The organism is Rahnella bonaserana, from assembly GCF_019049675.1.
GTDB lineage: Bacteria > Pseudomonadota > Gammaproteobacteria > Enterobacterales > Enterobacteriaceae > Rahnella > Rahnella bonaserana.
The window spans coordinates 250,345-265,336 of record NZ_JAFMOW010000067.1 but is presented as its reverse complement, the minus strand read 5'-3'; the positions used below and the strand labels follow the sequence as shown (position 1 = coordinate 265,336).

Genomic DNA, 14,992 nt, shown 5'->3' with positions numbered 1-14,992 from the left:
TCCCGTCATTGTGTTAACGACCTGTGTTAACCTAAACGGCGTTAGTTTTTATTTTGGCGGCTATAAGCAAGTTCCTATAGGACACCCCAATTCTCGGTGTTGTAATACTATTTTAGCTGCGAAGGTTGCCATATGATGAGAATAAATGACGGATTAGCGATGAAACTAGCGATTTTCCTTCAAAAAGACAAGTTTTCACAGGCGTATTAAGCGTGATCATCATTAGATATCTGGTTAGGGAAACCTTCAAGAGCCAATTTGCCATTCTGTTCATTTTGCTTCTTATCTTCTTCTGTCAGAAGCTGGTAAGAGTGCTCGGAGCAGCGGTTGATGGCGATATCCCAACAAATTTAGTCCTCTCTCTTCTGGGCCTTGGCGTTCCGGAAATGGCGCAGCTTATTCTGCCGCTCAGCCTGTTCCTTGGCCTGCTGATGACGCTCGGGAAACTTTATACCGACAGTGAAATCACGGTCATGCATGCCTGTGGTCTCGGAAAACGCTCACTGGTCATCGCTGCAATGGTTCTGGCGCTATTTACGTCAATCTTTGCTGGCGCGAACGCCATCTGGTTGAGTCCGTGGTCGTCCAAACATCAGGACGAAGTGCTGGCAGAGGCGAAAGCCAACCCAAGCATGGCCGCGATGGTCGAAGGCCAGTTCCAGCAGGCACAAAACGGCAATGCGGTTCTGTTCGTCGGCAGCGTGAAAGGCAAAGAATTCCATAACGTCTTCCTGGCTCAGTTGCGTCCGAACGGTAATCAGCGTCCTTCTGTCGTTGTGGCAGATAAAGGCCACATGCTTCAGCGCGCTGATGGCTCACAACAGGTGATGCTGGACAAAGGCACGCGTTACGAAGGCACCGCATTGTTGCGCGATTTCCGTGTCACGGACTTCACCGATTATCTGGCGGTTATCGGCCATCAGACGGTGCAGCTTGATCCGAATCAGTCAGATCAGATGTCCATGACGCAACTCTGGAACTCTAACGAACCGGAAGCCAGCGCAGAGCTGAACTGGCGTTTAACGCTGATCGTATCCGTGTTTATTATGGCATTGCTGGTGGTTCCGCTCAGCGTGGTTAACCCGCGTCAGGGCCGCGTTCTCAGCATGCTGCCGGCAATCCTGCTGTATCTGATTTTCTTCCTGCTGCAAACCTCGCTGCGCTCTAACGGCGCGAAAGGCAAGCTGGATCCGTTCCTCTGGATGTGGGGAACGAACCTGCTCTACTTTGCACTGGCATTGGTGCTTAATGCGTGGGATACCTTGCCGGTTCGCAAGATCCGGGCGCGTCTGAGAGGAGTTGCCTGATGTTTGGCGTATTAGACCGTTACATTGGTCGCACTATTTTCAACACCATCATGATGACGTTGTTCATGCTGGTGTCACTCTCCGGCATCATCAAATTTGTCGATCAGCTGCGTAAAGTCGGGCAGGGCGGATATTCCGCCGCCGGTGCCGGGTTATACACCTTGCTTAGCGTGCCAAAAGATATCGAGATTTTCTTCCCGATGGCGGCGTTGCTGGGCGCATTGCTTGGCCTGGGTACGCTGGCGACGCGCAGTGAACTGGTGGTTATGCAAGCCTCCGGTTTCACCCGTATGCAGATTGCCGCTTCCGTAATGAAAACGGCGATCCCGCTGGTGCTTCTGACAATGGCGATTGGCGAATGGGTAGCGCCGCAGGGCGAACAAATGGCCCGTAACTACCGTGCGCAGCAGATGTACGGAGGTTCATTACTTTCCACGCAAAACGGTTTGTGGGCGAAAGACGGTCATGACTTTATCTACATTGAACGTGTAGCCGGTGAGAAAGAGCTGACAGGCGTCAACATCTACCACTTCAACGATCAGAACAAACTGCAGTCAGTCCGTTATGCCTCTTCGGCAACGTTCGATGGCGGTGAGTGGAAACTCTCTCAGGTCGATGAATCTGACCTGACGGACAACCTGCAGATCACCGGTTCTCAGACCCTGACCGGTGTCTGGAAAACTAACCTGACTCCGGACAAGCTGGGCGTGGTTGCGCTTGACCCGGATGCGTTGTCGATCAGCGGCCTGCACAACTATGTGAAGTATCTCAAGCAGAGCGGACAGGAAGCAAAACGTTATCAGCTGAATATGTGGAGCAAAATCTTCTCGCCACTGTCTGTTGCGGTGATGATGCTGATGGCGCTGTCATTTATCTTCGGACCTCTGCGCAGCGTGCCGATGGGCGTGCGTGTGGTAACAGGGATTTGCTTCGGTTTCCTGTTCTACGTACTTGACCAGATCTTCGGTCCGTTAAGCCTGGTTTACAACATTCCGCCGATTCTGGGCGCACTGTTACCAAGCGGATTGTTCTTCGTCATCAGCATGTTCTTACTGCTGAAAAAACGATAACTCCCCCAGTGCAGATAAACAAAAAGCAGGCTTCATAAGCCTGCTTTTTTTACGTCTGAAGATTGTCAGCCTGAACGTCAGATCTCGTTATTACGCACCAGATCGGCGACCAGATCGTTCACGCCATCACTCATATTTTTAAACTTGGTCAGTTCGCTGCGGGTGACCACCACGAACACGCCCACACCGCGCTGCGGCACCATCGCGACATACGTGATAAAGCCGCCGCCGCCACCGGTTTTCTGAATGATGCGCGGCAGCAACGGCGTTGGTGCCATCGTTACCCAGCCCATTCCCAGCGAGTCCGCCATACCCGGCACATCCATCCCTTTGAGCGACACCAGATCTGAACGTTTGTAATACATTTTCTGCGCCATATCGGCGGTAGTGGTGCGTTGTCCCAGGAACTGACGCATCCAGCGGCCCATATCGGCAGGTGTGGAATAAAGCCCGCCGCTGCCCGCTGCTGCAATGGTGTTGATGCATGGACTCGGACGCAGACCTTCCATCAGGCGCGAACACTGGCTGGCGTTTGGCGTCAGCGTGGTATCGATCATGCCCAGCGGTTTGGTGATTTGATCGCGCAGCAGTTGTGTATAAGGCTGATTAGCCGCTTTTGACAAGGCATCGGAAAGCAGGTCAAACGCCAGATTGGAGTAAGAGGCGCGAGCACCCGGTGGCACAGTGAGTTTTGCGACACTCAGCCAGCTCCAGCGATCGCTTTTGGTCGGCCAGGTGAAGACGGCACGATGCGCCGCGCCGCCCGGCTGCTCACGCGGCAGGCCGCTGGTGTGCGTAGCCAGATTCAGCAGCGTAATCGGATTAGTGCCGCTGTAAGCAGGCACGCGCGCACCGGCGGGCGCATATTTACGCAGCGGGTCATTAATGCTGACTTTTCCCTGCTGCGCCATTTTCACCAGCACTTCGCTGGTAATGAGCTTAGTCAGCGAGGCGATACGCACCACGGAGTCTTCACGCGGACGGATATCAGAACCCGGCTTTGTTTCCCCGAAACTGCGGAAAACCTGCTGATTATTATCAACGACCACCAGCGCCATTCCCATTGCGCCACTGCCGTAAAAGATGTGTTCTGCATGGTCATCCACGACCTGCGACGCCAGACGCGCATTTTGCTGCGCGTGGCTCCATAAAGGCGTACTGGCGAAGGCCAGCGCGAGGAGCGAAAGTGAGAGTTTTTTCAACAAGCTGGTATCCATCAACAGGGCAAGATCTATTCGTGATTTGTATACTAATGCGAAGTTTGAAAAACGGCATCGGAAAAACGCGGGCAAAACGAAGATTTTTGTCAGCAAATCCTCACCAGACTGTTGTGTATGACTGTTTTTTCAACACTTAAACCGGACAACACGGGATAACTATTGCGTGACCCGCTGGGCTGGGTATAATGCCCACGTTTTCCGCATACTACTTTCAGTGCCGAAGTGGCGAAATCGGTAGACGCAGTTGATTCAAAATCAACCGCCGCAAGGTGTGCCGGTTCGAGTCCGGCCTTCGGCACCATTAGTATGTAAATAGACCTCAACTGAGGTCTTTTTTTATGTCTAAAATCCAGCATTTACCTACCTTTCTCGCTATATTAACTCTCTCAAGGTCAACCGACTTCAACGTACATCTACCAACAGATGTTGGTACAGATGATGGTATTTCCGATTCGATAATGCTTGTACCAACAGGGAGGGGATAAGCATGGCTCTAACAGATATCAAAGTCAGAACAGCCAAGCCAATGGATAAGCAATATAAGCTGACCGATGGCAACGGTATGCATCTTCTCGTCCATCCTAATGGTTCTAAGTACTGGCGTTTGCAGTACCGTTTTGACGGCAAGCAAAAGATGCTGGCACTTGGGGTATATCCTGAAATCACATTGGCGGATGCTAGATCACGCCGCGACGAAGCGCGTAAGCTGTTGGCGAATGGCGTCGATCCAGGAGACAAAAAGAAAAGTGATAAGGTTGAGCAGAGAAAAGCCCATACTTTTAAAGAGGTGGCGATTGAGTGGCATAGCACCAATAAAAAGTGGTCTGAAGATCATGCCCATCGTGTGCTAAAAAGCCTGGAAGATAATCTCTTCGCAGAGCTCGGGGAGCGTAATATCACGGAATTAAAGACTCGCGATTTATTAGCACCTATTAAAGCCGTGGAGATGTCTGGACGTCTTGAGGTTGCTGCCCGTCTTCAACAGCGAACCACAGCAATCATGCGTTATGCTGTGCAGAGTGGATTGATTGATTATAACCCCGCTCAGGAGATGGCTGGGGCAGTTGCTTCTGGAAACAGGCAACATCGTCCGGCACTGGAGTTAAAGCGCATCCCTGAGTTACTTGAGAAAATAGATGGCTATACCGGCAGGCCGCTAACCCGCTGGGCAACAGAACTTACTTTGCTTATCTTTATTCGCTCCAGTGAGCTGCGTTTTGCTCGCTGGTCAGAGATAGATTTTAAAACGTCAATGTGGACAATCCCGCCGGAACGAGAGCCTATTCCTGGAGTGAAACATTCTCATCGCGGTTCAAAAATGCGTACACCTCATTTGGTGCCGCTTTCAAAGCAGGCGCTGGCGATCCTGAAGCAGATAAAACAGTTCTGTGGCGAACATGAGTTGATCTTTATTGGCGATCATGATCCGTGTAAGCCAATGAGTGAGAATACCGTAAACAGTGCGCTCCGGGTGATGGGCTATGACACTAAAGCTGAGGTTTGCGGTCACGGCTTTCGTACAATGGCCTGTAGTTCGTTAATTGAGTCAGGGCTATGGTCGAAGGATGCGGTTGAAAGGCAGATGAGCCATATGGAACGCAATTCGGTGCGGGCGGCGTATATCCATAAAGCGGAACATCTGGATGAGCGCAAGTTGATGTTGCAGTGGTGGGCTGATTTTCTGGATGCGAACCGGGAGAAAGGGATTACGCCGTTTGACTATGCGAAGATCAACCGGGGTAATGGTGACCTGCCCCCAGTATTAGATACAACCTTCAGTTAGTAATGTCGGTTGATTTTTCTTCATGCTTCCCGTTTCGTCAGCCTGCTGCAAATTCAGATGGCGTCTGGTAATTCAGCGATGAATGAGGTCGACACTCGTTATAATCCTGCCGCCAGTCATTAATGATTTTCCGGGCATGAAGAACATCGCTGAACCAGTGCTCATTCAGGCATTCATCCCGAAAGCGACCGTTGAAACTCTCAATAAATCCGTTCTGAGTTGGCTTGCCCGGCTGGATTAAGCGCAACTCAACACTATGTTCAAAGGCCCATTGATCCAGCGCACGGCAGGTAAATTCCGGGCCCTGATCGGTTCTTATCGTCTCAGGATATCCACGAAACAGCGCAATGCTGTCCAGAATACGCGCGACCTGAATACCTGAAATCCCGAAAGCGGCGGTGATCGTCAGACACTCCTTCGTGAAATCATCCATAAAGGTCAGGCACTTAATCCGGCGGCCGCTGGCAAGTGCATCCATGACAAAATCCATCGACCATGTCAGGTTCGGCGCATCCGGGCGAAGAAGCGGAAGCCGTTCAGTCGCCAGACCCTTACGGCGGCGCCTGCGTTTTACACCCAGACCGTTAAGGTGATAGATGCGGTAAACGCGCTTGTGGTTGACGTGAAGGCCCTCCCGGCGCAATAACTGCCAGATGCGCCGGTAACCAAACCGGCGGCGTTCAAGTGCCAGCTCTGTGATGCGTAGAGACAGTTGTGCGTCAGCAGCCGGACGCTGAGCCGAATAACGGCAGGTTGAAAGTGACAGACCAGCCAGCCTGCAGGCACGGCGTTGCGACAGACCCGTTGTCTCACACATGACTTCCACGGCTTCCCGCTTCTGGTCTGTCGTCAAAACTTTCGGCCCAGGGCCACCTGAAGCGCCTCCTTATCCAGCATGGCTTCAGCGAGTAGCTTCTTGAGACGAGCGTTCTCCTCTTCAAGTGACTTGAGCCGCTTCACTTCGGGGACTTCCATGCCACCGAACTTCTTACGCCAGGTGTAGAAGGTGGCGTCTGAAATGGCATGCTTGCGGCAGAGTTCCCGGGCCGAAACCCCGGCTTCTGCCTCGCGGAGAATACTGATGATCTGTTCGTCGGAAAATCGCTTCTTCATGGGGATGTCCTCATGTGGCTTATGAAGACATTACTAACATCGCGGTGTATTAATCAACGGGGAGCAGGTCACAGGAGGAACATATCAAAAACAGGCAGATACACAATTTAAATTACAGTCTCTTTCATCGATTTTTGTCCATTATGATGACACTCTATATTCGTATTGAAATCACAGTAATACAGTGCATTTTTTAGTAATATTTAACCTATTGATTATTTCAAGGAATAATGACCGTTGAAATTTGCACAAGCTCTCAGCATTCTCTCAAAGTCTTCACCGTATGCGGTCAGTACCGAGAGAGAGCACTATCAAGATCACCTCGTTGGATTCAAGAGATACATATACATCACGACAGATATAGAAGCGGATTTTAAAAAAGCACTCCTATCTGCTAAGTCCAATCAAGTCATCTTCCTATGCGGAAGTAGTGGTGATGGCAAGTCTGAGATCTTGACGCAGTACAGCCAAAAGCACAAAGTGACTCATGACTTCCATTTGGATGCGACTCACAGCTTCAATCCAAGCCAGACAGCCATTCAAGCTCTTGATCAAAGATTCACCCAGTTCAAGCAAAGTCATAAACCACTTGTTGTGGGTATTAACGTTGGTATGCTCGGCAATTATGCAGAAGAAGGTTCCAATGAGCATAGCGACATCAAAAAGGTGCTCAGAGACTTTCTCTCTCGTAAGCGATCAGCAATTCCAAAGCAGTACGTATTCTTGGATTTTGAAGACTATCCAAAATTCACCTTCAATGCTGAGGGCTGTGCATCAGACTTTGCAGAAAAATTTCTAAAAAGATTGACAGCACAAACGCTTGAGAATCCTTTCTATGCGCTTTATGACAAAGAGCTCAAATCTCTAGGTCATACTCGCCTGACGGCAAACTATGCGCTGCTGAGTCGCCCTTCAGTTCAGGAATCTCTGATCGGCTTATTACTCAAAGCCCGTCTTATCAAAGATCAGTTCCTCACGGCCCGAGCGTTACTGGATTTCATTTTCCAGTTGCTCGCGGCGGATGGCTACTTGTTCGACAACTTGTTTGCAGGCAGTGATAACGAGCTGTTATCCCGTATACAGGGTTTTGACCCAAGTAATCTGCACACGCGCACCGTCGATGAGTTTGTGCTTCAGCATGAGCTGGGCATTGAAGATGAGCGTTTCAATGCGTTTAGATCTAAAATTAACGAGCTTGGTTTTTACGAGGTAACCAAAGCAACGTCTTTTCTTCGCCTTTTCTATTTGCTTCGGGGTGACAAAGAACTCAGCAATGAGTTTGTAACGCCTATCCAAAACGAGTTCACAAACAATCTGGTAGAAACCTATGCATCTGTCTGGATGCGACATCGTGATTTCGATGGTTCAGGAAAGATGCGCAAACTGCTTGGCAGTTTCTACAAAGAAACGCTGATCGCAGCGCTTCACCGCTATTGTAATCGTCATGCCCCAACACTCGACAAAGACGAGTATTTAGTTTCTGAGCTTAATGGCTACAAAACGGCGGTGTCTCTTGAAGTTAAGGCCGATTTTTCAGCAATACAAAACAGTACACTCGAAAAAATAGGCACCTTCAATGTGTATCTGAAAGTCGATGAACAATCGCTTAAGCCAATGCCAATTAGCGTCAAACTACTTGAGCTTTTGGTCAAGATTGGGCAGGGGTATCGCCCTAACAAGCACGACAAAAATGCTGTTTTGTTACTTGATGAAGCATTGGAACAGATGCTGACAGTAGCTAAGCAAAAAGAGACCTTTTTTATTCTCAAGGGTGATAAGCGCTACAAAATCGTGAAAGAAGAAAGTGACTATTTTGAAGTGAGTGGTATGCACTAATGACGACCGATAATTTAACATTACCGATAAAGGCCGGTTTGCCACAAACGGTAGCTGATAAGTTCCAAAATAAGAATACGTTGAGCAGTTACATTCCCATTCGTACGCAAGGCAATGATTTTGACTGGTCATCAGTCGTGGGCTTAGTCCTGCGTGGATTACTTTGTAAAAAAATAGAAAAGTACAATTACCAAGATTTTACTGCGGATTGCAAAAACAACTTACAAAACAAATTGGGTGAAGAGGCATTTTGGAGTGTACTTGAAGATATGTATTTCACTAATGAAAATATATTCTCGGTAACCCCTGAGTTTCTGTTGTTTAAGAGCCAGAAGAGTCAAGATAACAAGTACACGCGCGACATGCGAATGGCATCCTTGTTTATTAACTTACTTCAAGGACAGCAAATTGAACGATTTGAATCTAACTTGAACTTCCTCGAAGAGGAGTTTCTTAAAACGCTTTTAGACAAAACAGAGTCAGATCGTGACAAGGACTTCCAAGTGACCGAGTCACCATATTTGCCCTATATAGCAGAGGCGTTTAAACGTGACCTTGAGTTTTTAACTGGTTATCCGAAATACCTGTTGGATGAGTTCGAGCGTTTCTTGGCATTCTATGGCTTTGCTTACACGGCTCAATTAAGCCTATCGTTGTCGGATTGGAAAACAGGTGAAGCCCCAACCGCGAAACCGCTGTATTTCATCATGGATCATGAGCGCGCCAGCAGTGAACGTATCCATATCAAAAAGCACGGTTACAAGCTTTTTAGCGAATCGTCTTTCAAGCTGTTTCCCTTCCTCTCTATGCTGGAAAATCTTCAACCAAACCCAGAAAAATTAAAAAAACCTTTGTGGCAATTGGCAAAGGATATTAAGAGTTCAGAGCGGAGTGATCTAGCTGGGTATATTGAAAATTACGCAAAAATGTTTCGCCACAACAGAAAACTTGAAACAGCAATACCTGAAAAAGCAGAAACCGCAATTGATTGGTTGGAATATGCTTTGAAGCTTGCTGAAGAACAGTTCAGAGACCCTAAAACCGACCGTCCGGGGACTATCAAAAAATATATTAAAGCGGTTGAAGAAAACATGGCTACTGGCTTCGTGCAAGCTCGTGGTCGCTCTGGTCGGGTGTTAGTACTCACTCAAGACCACATTATTTTGCTTACTAACCTGGTGGTGGGTAAGGAAGAAAAGCTTCGCTTCCATGAGCTGATAATTGGCTTACAGCAAAGAGGGATTTTTGTTGATAAGCAGACAGAACAAGAGCTTATTAAGTTCTATGAGCGAATTGGCAACGTTGAACGCATGAGTGATAGTGGAGATGCAGTGTATGTGCGCAAAACAATTTGAATCGTTTCTGGTTGAGCAGTTTTTACTGCACGCGAAAGGAAACATCCGCGCAGGCTATCGCTACCAGTTTAACTCTCCTGACCATGCTAATAGTCAGCGACTTTTCGATGCGCTCTTAGCGCGAAAAGGAGGAGAGAGCGAAGCTCGCAATGGTGTAGCGCTGAGCTATTTAGACCTAGAAGACTGCAAAGTGGTGCCAGTGCTTCATAGCGAAGATGCGTGTGAAACGGGCTTTACCGAAAACTACATCTCTAATTTGCGTGACGAAATAGCAAGCCAGGAAGGTCCGTTGAAGGGCTGTGCACTGGTGGTGATTCACAATAGTCGCCTAGATACTCTCATCAACTCGGCGGAAGATCTTGGCCAGTCTGGCCAGGTGTGGAGTCCAGGGAACATCAAATTCGCTCTTAGTGGCTTTATTGAGCAATCTGACAAATCTCGAGACGTTTCGCTTTGCCTTTTGGACGACCAATTTGACGCGATTTTGGAAGATGGTGCGACCATGTTCGGTTTCGAGTCTTTATACAAGGCAGTTGAGGATGGCGAGCTGTGTTTCAGCGAGCTAGGCATGTTTGAGGATCCTTTTGTTGCTGAGTTATCGGGCAATAAAAAACAGATCAAACAGCGCCTAGAAGAAAACCGTACGCTTTACCAAGAGTTGTCGTTTGAAGTAGAGCATTTTGGTCAGCAACTCGAAGAAAGGCTGAAAGGCTTTAGTAGTAGGTTTATCAAAGAACATTTTTCTGACGATGGTTGGAAAGATGTGGAGTTTGAAACTTATCGAGAAGAGATCAAAAGGAATAAGATTCAGAACCTTAAGCATGAAGGTGAAGACGAGACCAATAATGCGCAAGTGATTGGTCGCTACCCAAAAGAAACTAAAGCAGGATTGCGTGACCGTCACTTGATTATTGCACTGGAAGAAGGGCAAAGTGAGTTTGAACTTAAACTGAGCTTTTCTGGCATCAGCGATTTAAGAAAAGAGCAGTTTAAAGTCTCGCCAGCGAATGCACTTGGCAAACAAGAAGTCATCAGCACGCGCCTAACTAGTAAAGGGGCAAACGCTACTCTAGCAGCTAGTTATGCCAATGAGCCTTTGTTTTTCACGCTAGCATTGAAGCGTGACAATACCTCTGAACACCATAATTTCCGTTGCTTGGTTGTCAGAAAAGGCGAGTTTCACCTCGAGGCATTCAAAAACATTTTCGCCGTTGAGCCTTCAAAAAAACGCCTTACCTTGAAAACGGTAGACAACAGCTTGGTTATCAACCCGGCGCTAACTGCAAACCGAAGCCTAGATGATGTCGGTGAAGTGGTTGACCGCGCAGAATTTGGTGTTGTCGATTTTGAATCTTTGGCCAACGAGTCAGAAGAAATCAGCTTTGTGGTGAAATCAGGTGATAATTCCCTGACATTTTATATTGAGGGTGAACAGGTAGAAAGCAGCCTGTCCTTCCCATTGCTGCTTAACCAATCTCGCTTCCACAAATTGTTTGACGATCACGTGTTTGGCGAGCTTTATCCGAGTAAAGACGTTGTCGCGATCGATCATAGTGAATTTCGCGTCATGGAGCCGCGCATTAGCCTACTTCGTTGGGAAGAGTGTTTCGTTCAGCAAAAGCAAGTCTACCTAGCGGAATCCAACAGCATGGCGTTGGAACAGTTAAGGTCTATTGATGACGGTCTTCACTCAGCATACCAAGCACTGTTTGACTATCTAGCGAGCCGACGAACAACTATTTCGTTGGTTTCGTGGGGGCCTATATTTACGGCACTCGTGAAAGCGACCGTGGATGCATTCCTTGATTATTTCAACGCGATCCCAACTGGTGGCATGCTTACCAAAGAGCAAAAGCTTGTGATGCAAATCGGTTTGGTTCGCGAGAATGGTGAAGAATATTACTCGCCATTCCACCCAATGGTGTTGGCTTACTACTTAAATCTTTGTAATGAAATGCAAAAAGATGACAGCTTTGCTGACTTGCCAACTGTCACGTTCAATCGCTTGGGGCCAAGTGGACTGCTTCCGTATGTCTATCATCCCAAGCATGGGTTTGCCTACAACCAGCAAGTAACAGAAAACGGGTTTTGGGTTAAAAGTGTCCCTCACCAGAAAAGTTGTCTGAAGTTCGTTCGCAAGCTGGTTAAAGAAAAGATCAACGAGTTCCAAAAAGCGTTTCGCCACTTGTTTACCGGCTCAGAGAAGAGTGTGTTGGTGAATGCCGTGAATCAAGATCGTGCAGAAGAGTTATTCCTCGGTTTGGTTGACTATGTAAAAGATAACCTCGATAAAGCGGCATCAATTCATGTCAACCTCTACGATGATGAGCTGGTTTTCAATGCATTTGACCAGTTTGCAGAAACGTTCAATTACGAAGAATTAAAGTCTTGGTTGGAATTGGACCGAGAGAAAGTGCGAGAAAATGCCGACACCATTATCGATATTCTGCGAACCCGGCTAACTTACAGCAAGTTTACCAATGCTCAAAGTGAACGCGAAGGGCAAGCCTACTCGCACCTGTCTTTTTTCAGAAACAACGACAACGTGAAGTTAACGACCTTGAGCGTTGACGACATGCCTAGTGGTATTGCGTGTGATGGTCTGCTGACGGGCGACGCTTCTAAAAGTGATGAAGGCTCATACTTCACTGCATTTGGTTTGCAAAACGTTCAATATAGTAACCAACCACACTTGGAAATAGCGAAGTATGTTGGCTCGTTAATAGAACCAGCATTTAAGCCCAGCACACAATACACGGGGGCCAATGCTCCTGCTCTTGCGGTCAGTGAAGACTTTAAATCTCTGCTAGCGCGCTCTTATGACAGCTCGATTTGGACCACCATCATCGACCCGAAAGTGACGCTAGACTTCTTCCACGCCAATCAATGTATCGTGCTTATTCATTATTCTGATCAGTACACCAGCTCAGCCAGCTACGATGCGATAACCGTGACGGCACAGCGTGGTTTGTTCGAAAGGGTGGTTGCACAAAGTGGCGGCAAGCAGATTAACGAGTTCAATGCCTTCAATGGTGATTGGCTACTGAAGATGTTGACTTGCAACGACACCATTCGCAAAGAGCGAACTGGCATTATCGGCGCCTATAAATTTGCGACGTGTCTGGTGCACCAATCTGATATCACCTGGGTTCCGCTCTCAGTTGGTGAAATGATCCGCGTGTCGGGTAACATCGGCCTGAAAATGACCGACAGTGACTTCTCACGCAATGTGCAGAGATATAAAAAAGGCGCGATTTCAGATGATATACTGCTGGTGGGCTTTAAAGAGGGTAACCTTTATTTGCTTCCTGTCGAAGTGAAAACAGGCTCCACGCCAGACTACAAAAAAGCAGTACAGCAAGCGAATGAGCTTCGCCGCTATCTAACAGAGCTTTTGAGCGACGAGATACTGGCGTCGAAGCTATACCGAGGCTTGTTTATCCGCCAAGTGTTGATGCAAATCGACAAATACCGTCTGTACAACGTATTCAGCAATGACTATTTCGAAGCCCTGCTGGCAGAGAAAGAAGAGTGGCTACGCGGTAACTACGCGATTGCGGAGCTTGAGAACTATCCAGCAGGTCTAGTGGTTAGCCACCTTGAAAGCGGAAGCTGTTTCGAACCTGGCTATAACATGCAGGATGGCGTGTTGAAGGTTGACCTTCCTATGTCTTTGCTGCCTTCACTGGTGCAACACCCGCTTCAAGTATTAATGAACGAAAAGGACATCGCACAGATCTGCCATGTGCCGGCGGAGTATATGTTGGTGGGGCAGACAGCTTTGAAAAAAAGAGAGTCGCTCGTTCCATTAGACGTTGTGGTCGATAAGCCAGAGGATTTAAAACCGAACCTCCAAACAGAGGAGCCGTCAAAGTTAGCTGCAGAGCCAACCCCAGATTATGCGAGTGAATGCCGAGTTGAAATTGGTCAGAATACGCTTACCGGCGAAAAAGTTTTCTGGGAGTACGGGCACAAGGATTTAGCAAACCGTCACCTGATCATTTTTGGTAGCTCAGGGCAGGGTAAGACCTACTGTATACAAGGTTTGTTGATGAGCTTGGCCGATGCTCAAATTCGGTCGCTGGTGATTGATTATACAAACGGATTCTTGCCGAATCACCTTGAGCCGGAGTTTATTGAACGAACAAATCCTAAATCCAATATTCTTTGTAATGAGCCATTTGGTATGTCGCCATTTAGAGCTCAAAAGCAAGATTTTGGCGGGATTTTTCTAGAAGAGAAGCCTCATATGGTGGCTGGAAGGGTAGCCTCTGTTTTTAACAAGGTATATTCGACAATTGGCGAGCGCCAGATCGCAGTGCTCAATGAAGTGATTGAATCTGGTGTCCAACGATATGGTAGTGCTTATAGCTTACAGAATATGTTGGATGACCTAAACGAGGAAGAAACTGCAGGACCAGCACTTGCAAGCAAGCTGGCTCCTCTTGTTAAGTCTAACTTGTTTTCATCTGACAGTGATAAAAGTTGGAATGATGTGTTTGAGAGTGAACATCACCGCTCAACAATTATGCAACTTGCGTCGCTTAACCACGATATTTCAATGCTTTGTACTGAGTTTTTACTTTGGGATCTATACTCCTACGCATGTAGTTACGGTAGTAAGGAAAAACCGATTCCTATTGTATTGGATGAAGTGCAGAACCTCGATCATCGCCTGGAGAGCCCATTGGGCAAAATGTTAACGGAAGGACGCAAGTTTGGGGTATCCCTAATTCTGGCGACTCAAACGCTAAGTATGCTGCGTAAAGATGAGCAAGATCGTTTATTCCAGGCGTGTCACAAGCTGATTTTTGCACCAGCAAAAACAGAGACAAAGACGTACGCGAAAATTCTTGAACTGAGCATGCCAGGTACAAAGCAGGCTGAGTGGGAAAAGCAACTAGGAGACCTATCCAAAGGACAGTGTTTATCAGTTGGCTACCATTTGGATAACGGTCAGTTGAAGATGAGTGTTAAGAAAGTGAAGGTTTCCTCCATGTTATCCCGCCTGAACAATTCTAAGGGTTGAGCCTGGTAGGTCTATGGATCTTAGCTTTCTGAAAAATTTAGTTAATTTCGTGCTGGCGGCGAGGGGACTAAAGGGCCCCTCATAATCCTTTGATGTTGTTATATGCACTGGTAATCCCCCCTGCATTCAGGTTAGGAGAAAATTCTACTTATGCCTGCATCGATTTTTCGGGGGGATTACCATATGTCAGATCAAGTCGCGACTAATACAGATTACCGTTGTTAGTGTGCCATTTTCATGCTTTGTTAGCAAAGATGGGGTGAATATCGACTTATTATT

Annotated in this window: 8 protein-coding genes and 1 tRNA gene; 7 read left to right on the top strand and 2 right to left on the bottom strand. The window is 47.6% G+C overall.

Features of this window, described 5'->3' with window-relative positions; all coding sequences use genetic code 11:
- Positions 1 to 212 precede the first annotated feature (212 nt).
- Positions 213 to 1,307, top strand: coding sequence for an LPS export ABC transporter permease LptF (gene lptF, locus J1778_RS20655; protein WP_112289447.1), 1,095 nt, complete (start codon positions 213 to 215; stop codon positions 1,305 to 1,307).
- The gene (gene lptG, locus J1778_RS20650) at positions 1,307 to 2,377 is read left to right on the top strand and encodes an LPS export ABC transporter permease LptG (protein ID WP_112289448.1); all 1,071 of its coding nucleotides are present in this window, start codon (positions 1,307 to 1,309) and stop codon (positions 2,375 to 2,377) included. Before lptF ends, lptG begins: the two co-directional genes overlap by 1 nt.
- A 77-nt stretch (positions 2,378 to 2,454) precedes the next feature.
- Here lptG and ampH read toward each other — a convergent pair whose 3' ends face one another.
- Positions 2,455 to 3,594: a D-alanyl-D-alanine-carboxypeptidase/endopeptidase AmpH gene (ampH, locus tag J1778_RS20645; RefSeq protein WP_217174753.1), complete on the bottom strand. Its 1,140-nt coding sequence runs from the start codon at positions 3,592 to 3,594 to the stop codon at positions 2,455 to 2,457.
- Between the two features lie 219 nt (positions 3,595 to 3,813).
- Here ampH and J1778_RS20640 point away from each other — a divergent pair.
- Both J1778_RS20640 and J1778_RS20635 read left to right on the top strand, forming a co-directional pair.
- Positions 3,814 to 3,898 (top strand) — tRNA-Leu (locus J1778_RS20640).
- Between the two features lie 186 nt (positions 3,899 to 4,084).
- Positions 4,085 to 5,380, top strand: a complete 1,296-nt coding sequence (locus J1778_RS20635; RefSeq protein ID WP_217174752.1) for a tyrosine-type recombinase/integrase — start codon at positions 4,085 to 4,087, stop codon at positions 5,378 to 5,380.
- Positions 5,381 to 5,417: 37 nt separating this feature from the next.
- Here J1778_RS20635 and J1778_RS20630 read toward each other — a convergent pair.
- Positions 5,418 to 6,493 (bottom strand): IS3 family transposase gene (locus tag J1778_RS20630; protein WP_217174751.1). Its coding sequence is split into 2 segments (ribosomal slippage): positions 5,418 to 6,235 and positions 6,235 to 6,493, totalling 1,077 coding nucleotides; the frame shifts between segments, so codons are not numbered across the junction.
- 237 nt (positions 6,494 to 6,730) lie between these two features.
- Here J1778_RS20630 and dptF point away from each other — a divergent pair.
- The 3 genes from dptF to dptH are packed head-to-tail and all read left to right on the top strand — an operon-like array spanning position 6,731 to position 14,713.
- The gene (dptF, locus tag J1778_RS20625) at positions 6,731 to 8,329 is read left to right on the top strand and encodes a DNA phosphorothioation-dependent restriction protein DptF (protein ID WP_217174750.1); all 1,599 of its coding nucleotides are present in this window, start codon (positions 6,731 to 6,733) and stop codon (positions 8,327 to 8,329) included.
- Positions 8,329 to 9,684 carry a DNA phosphorothioation-dependent restriction protein DptG gene (gene dptG / locus J1778_RS20620; protein WP_217174749.1) on the top strand — a complete coding sequence of 452 codons (1,356 nt, stop codon included), beginning with the start codon at positions 8,329 to 8,331 and terminating at the stop codon, positions 9,682 to 9,684. The genes dptF and dptG overlap by 1 nt, the downstream gene beginning before the upstream one ends.
- Positions 9,665 to 14,713, top strand: a complete 5,049-nt coding sequence (gene dptH, locus J1778_RS20615; protein WP_217174748.1) for a DNA phosphorothioation-dependent restriction protein DptH — start codon at positions 9,665 to 9,667, stop codon at positions 14,711 to 14,713. The genes dptG and dptH overlap by 20 nt, the downstream gene beginning before the upstream one ends.
- Positions 14,714 to 14,992 lie beyond the last annotated feature (279 nt).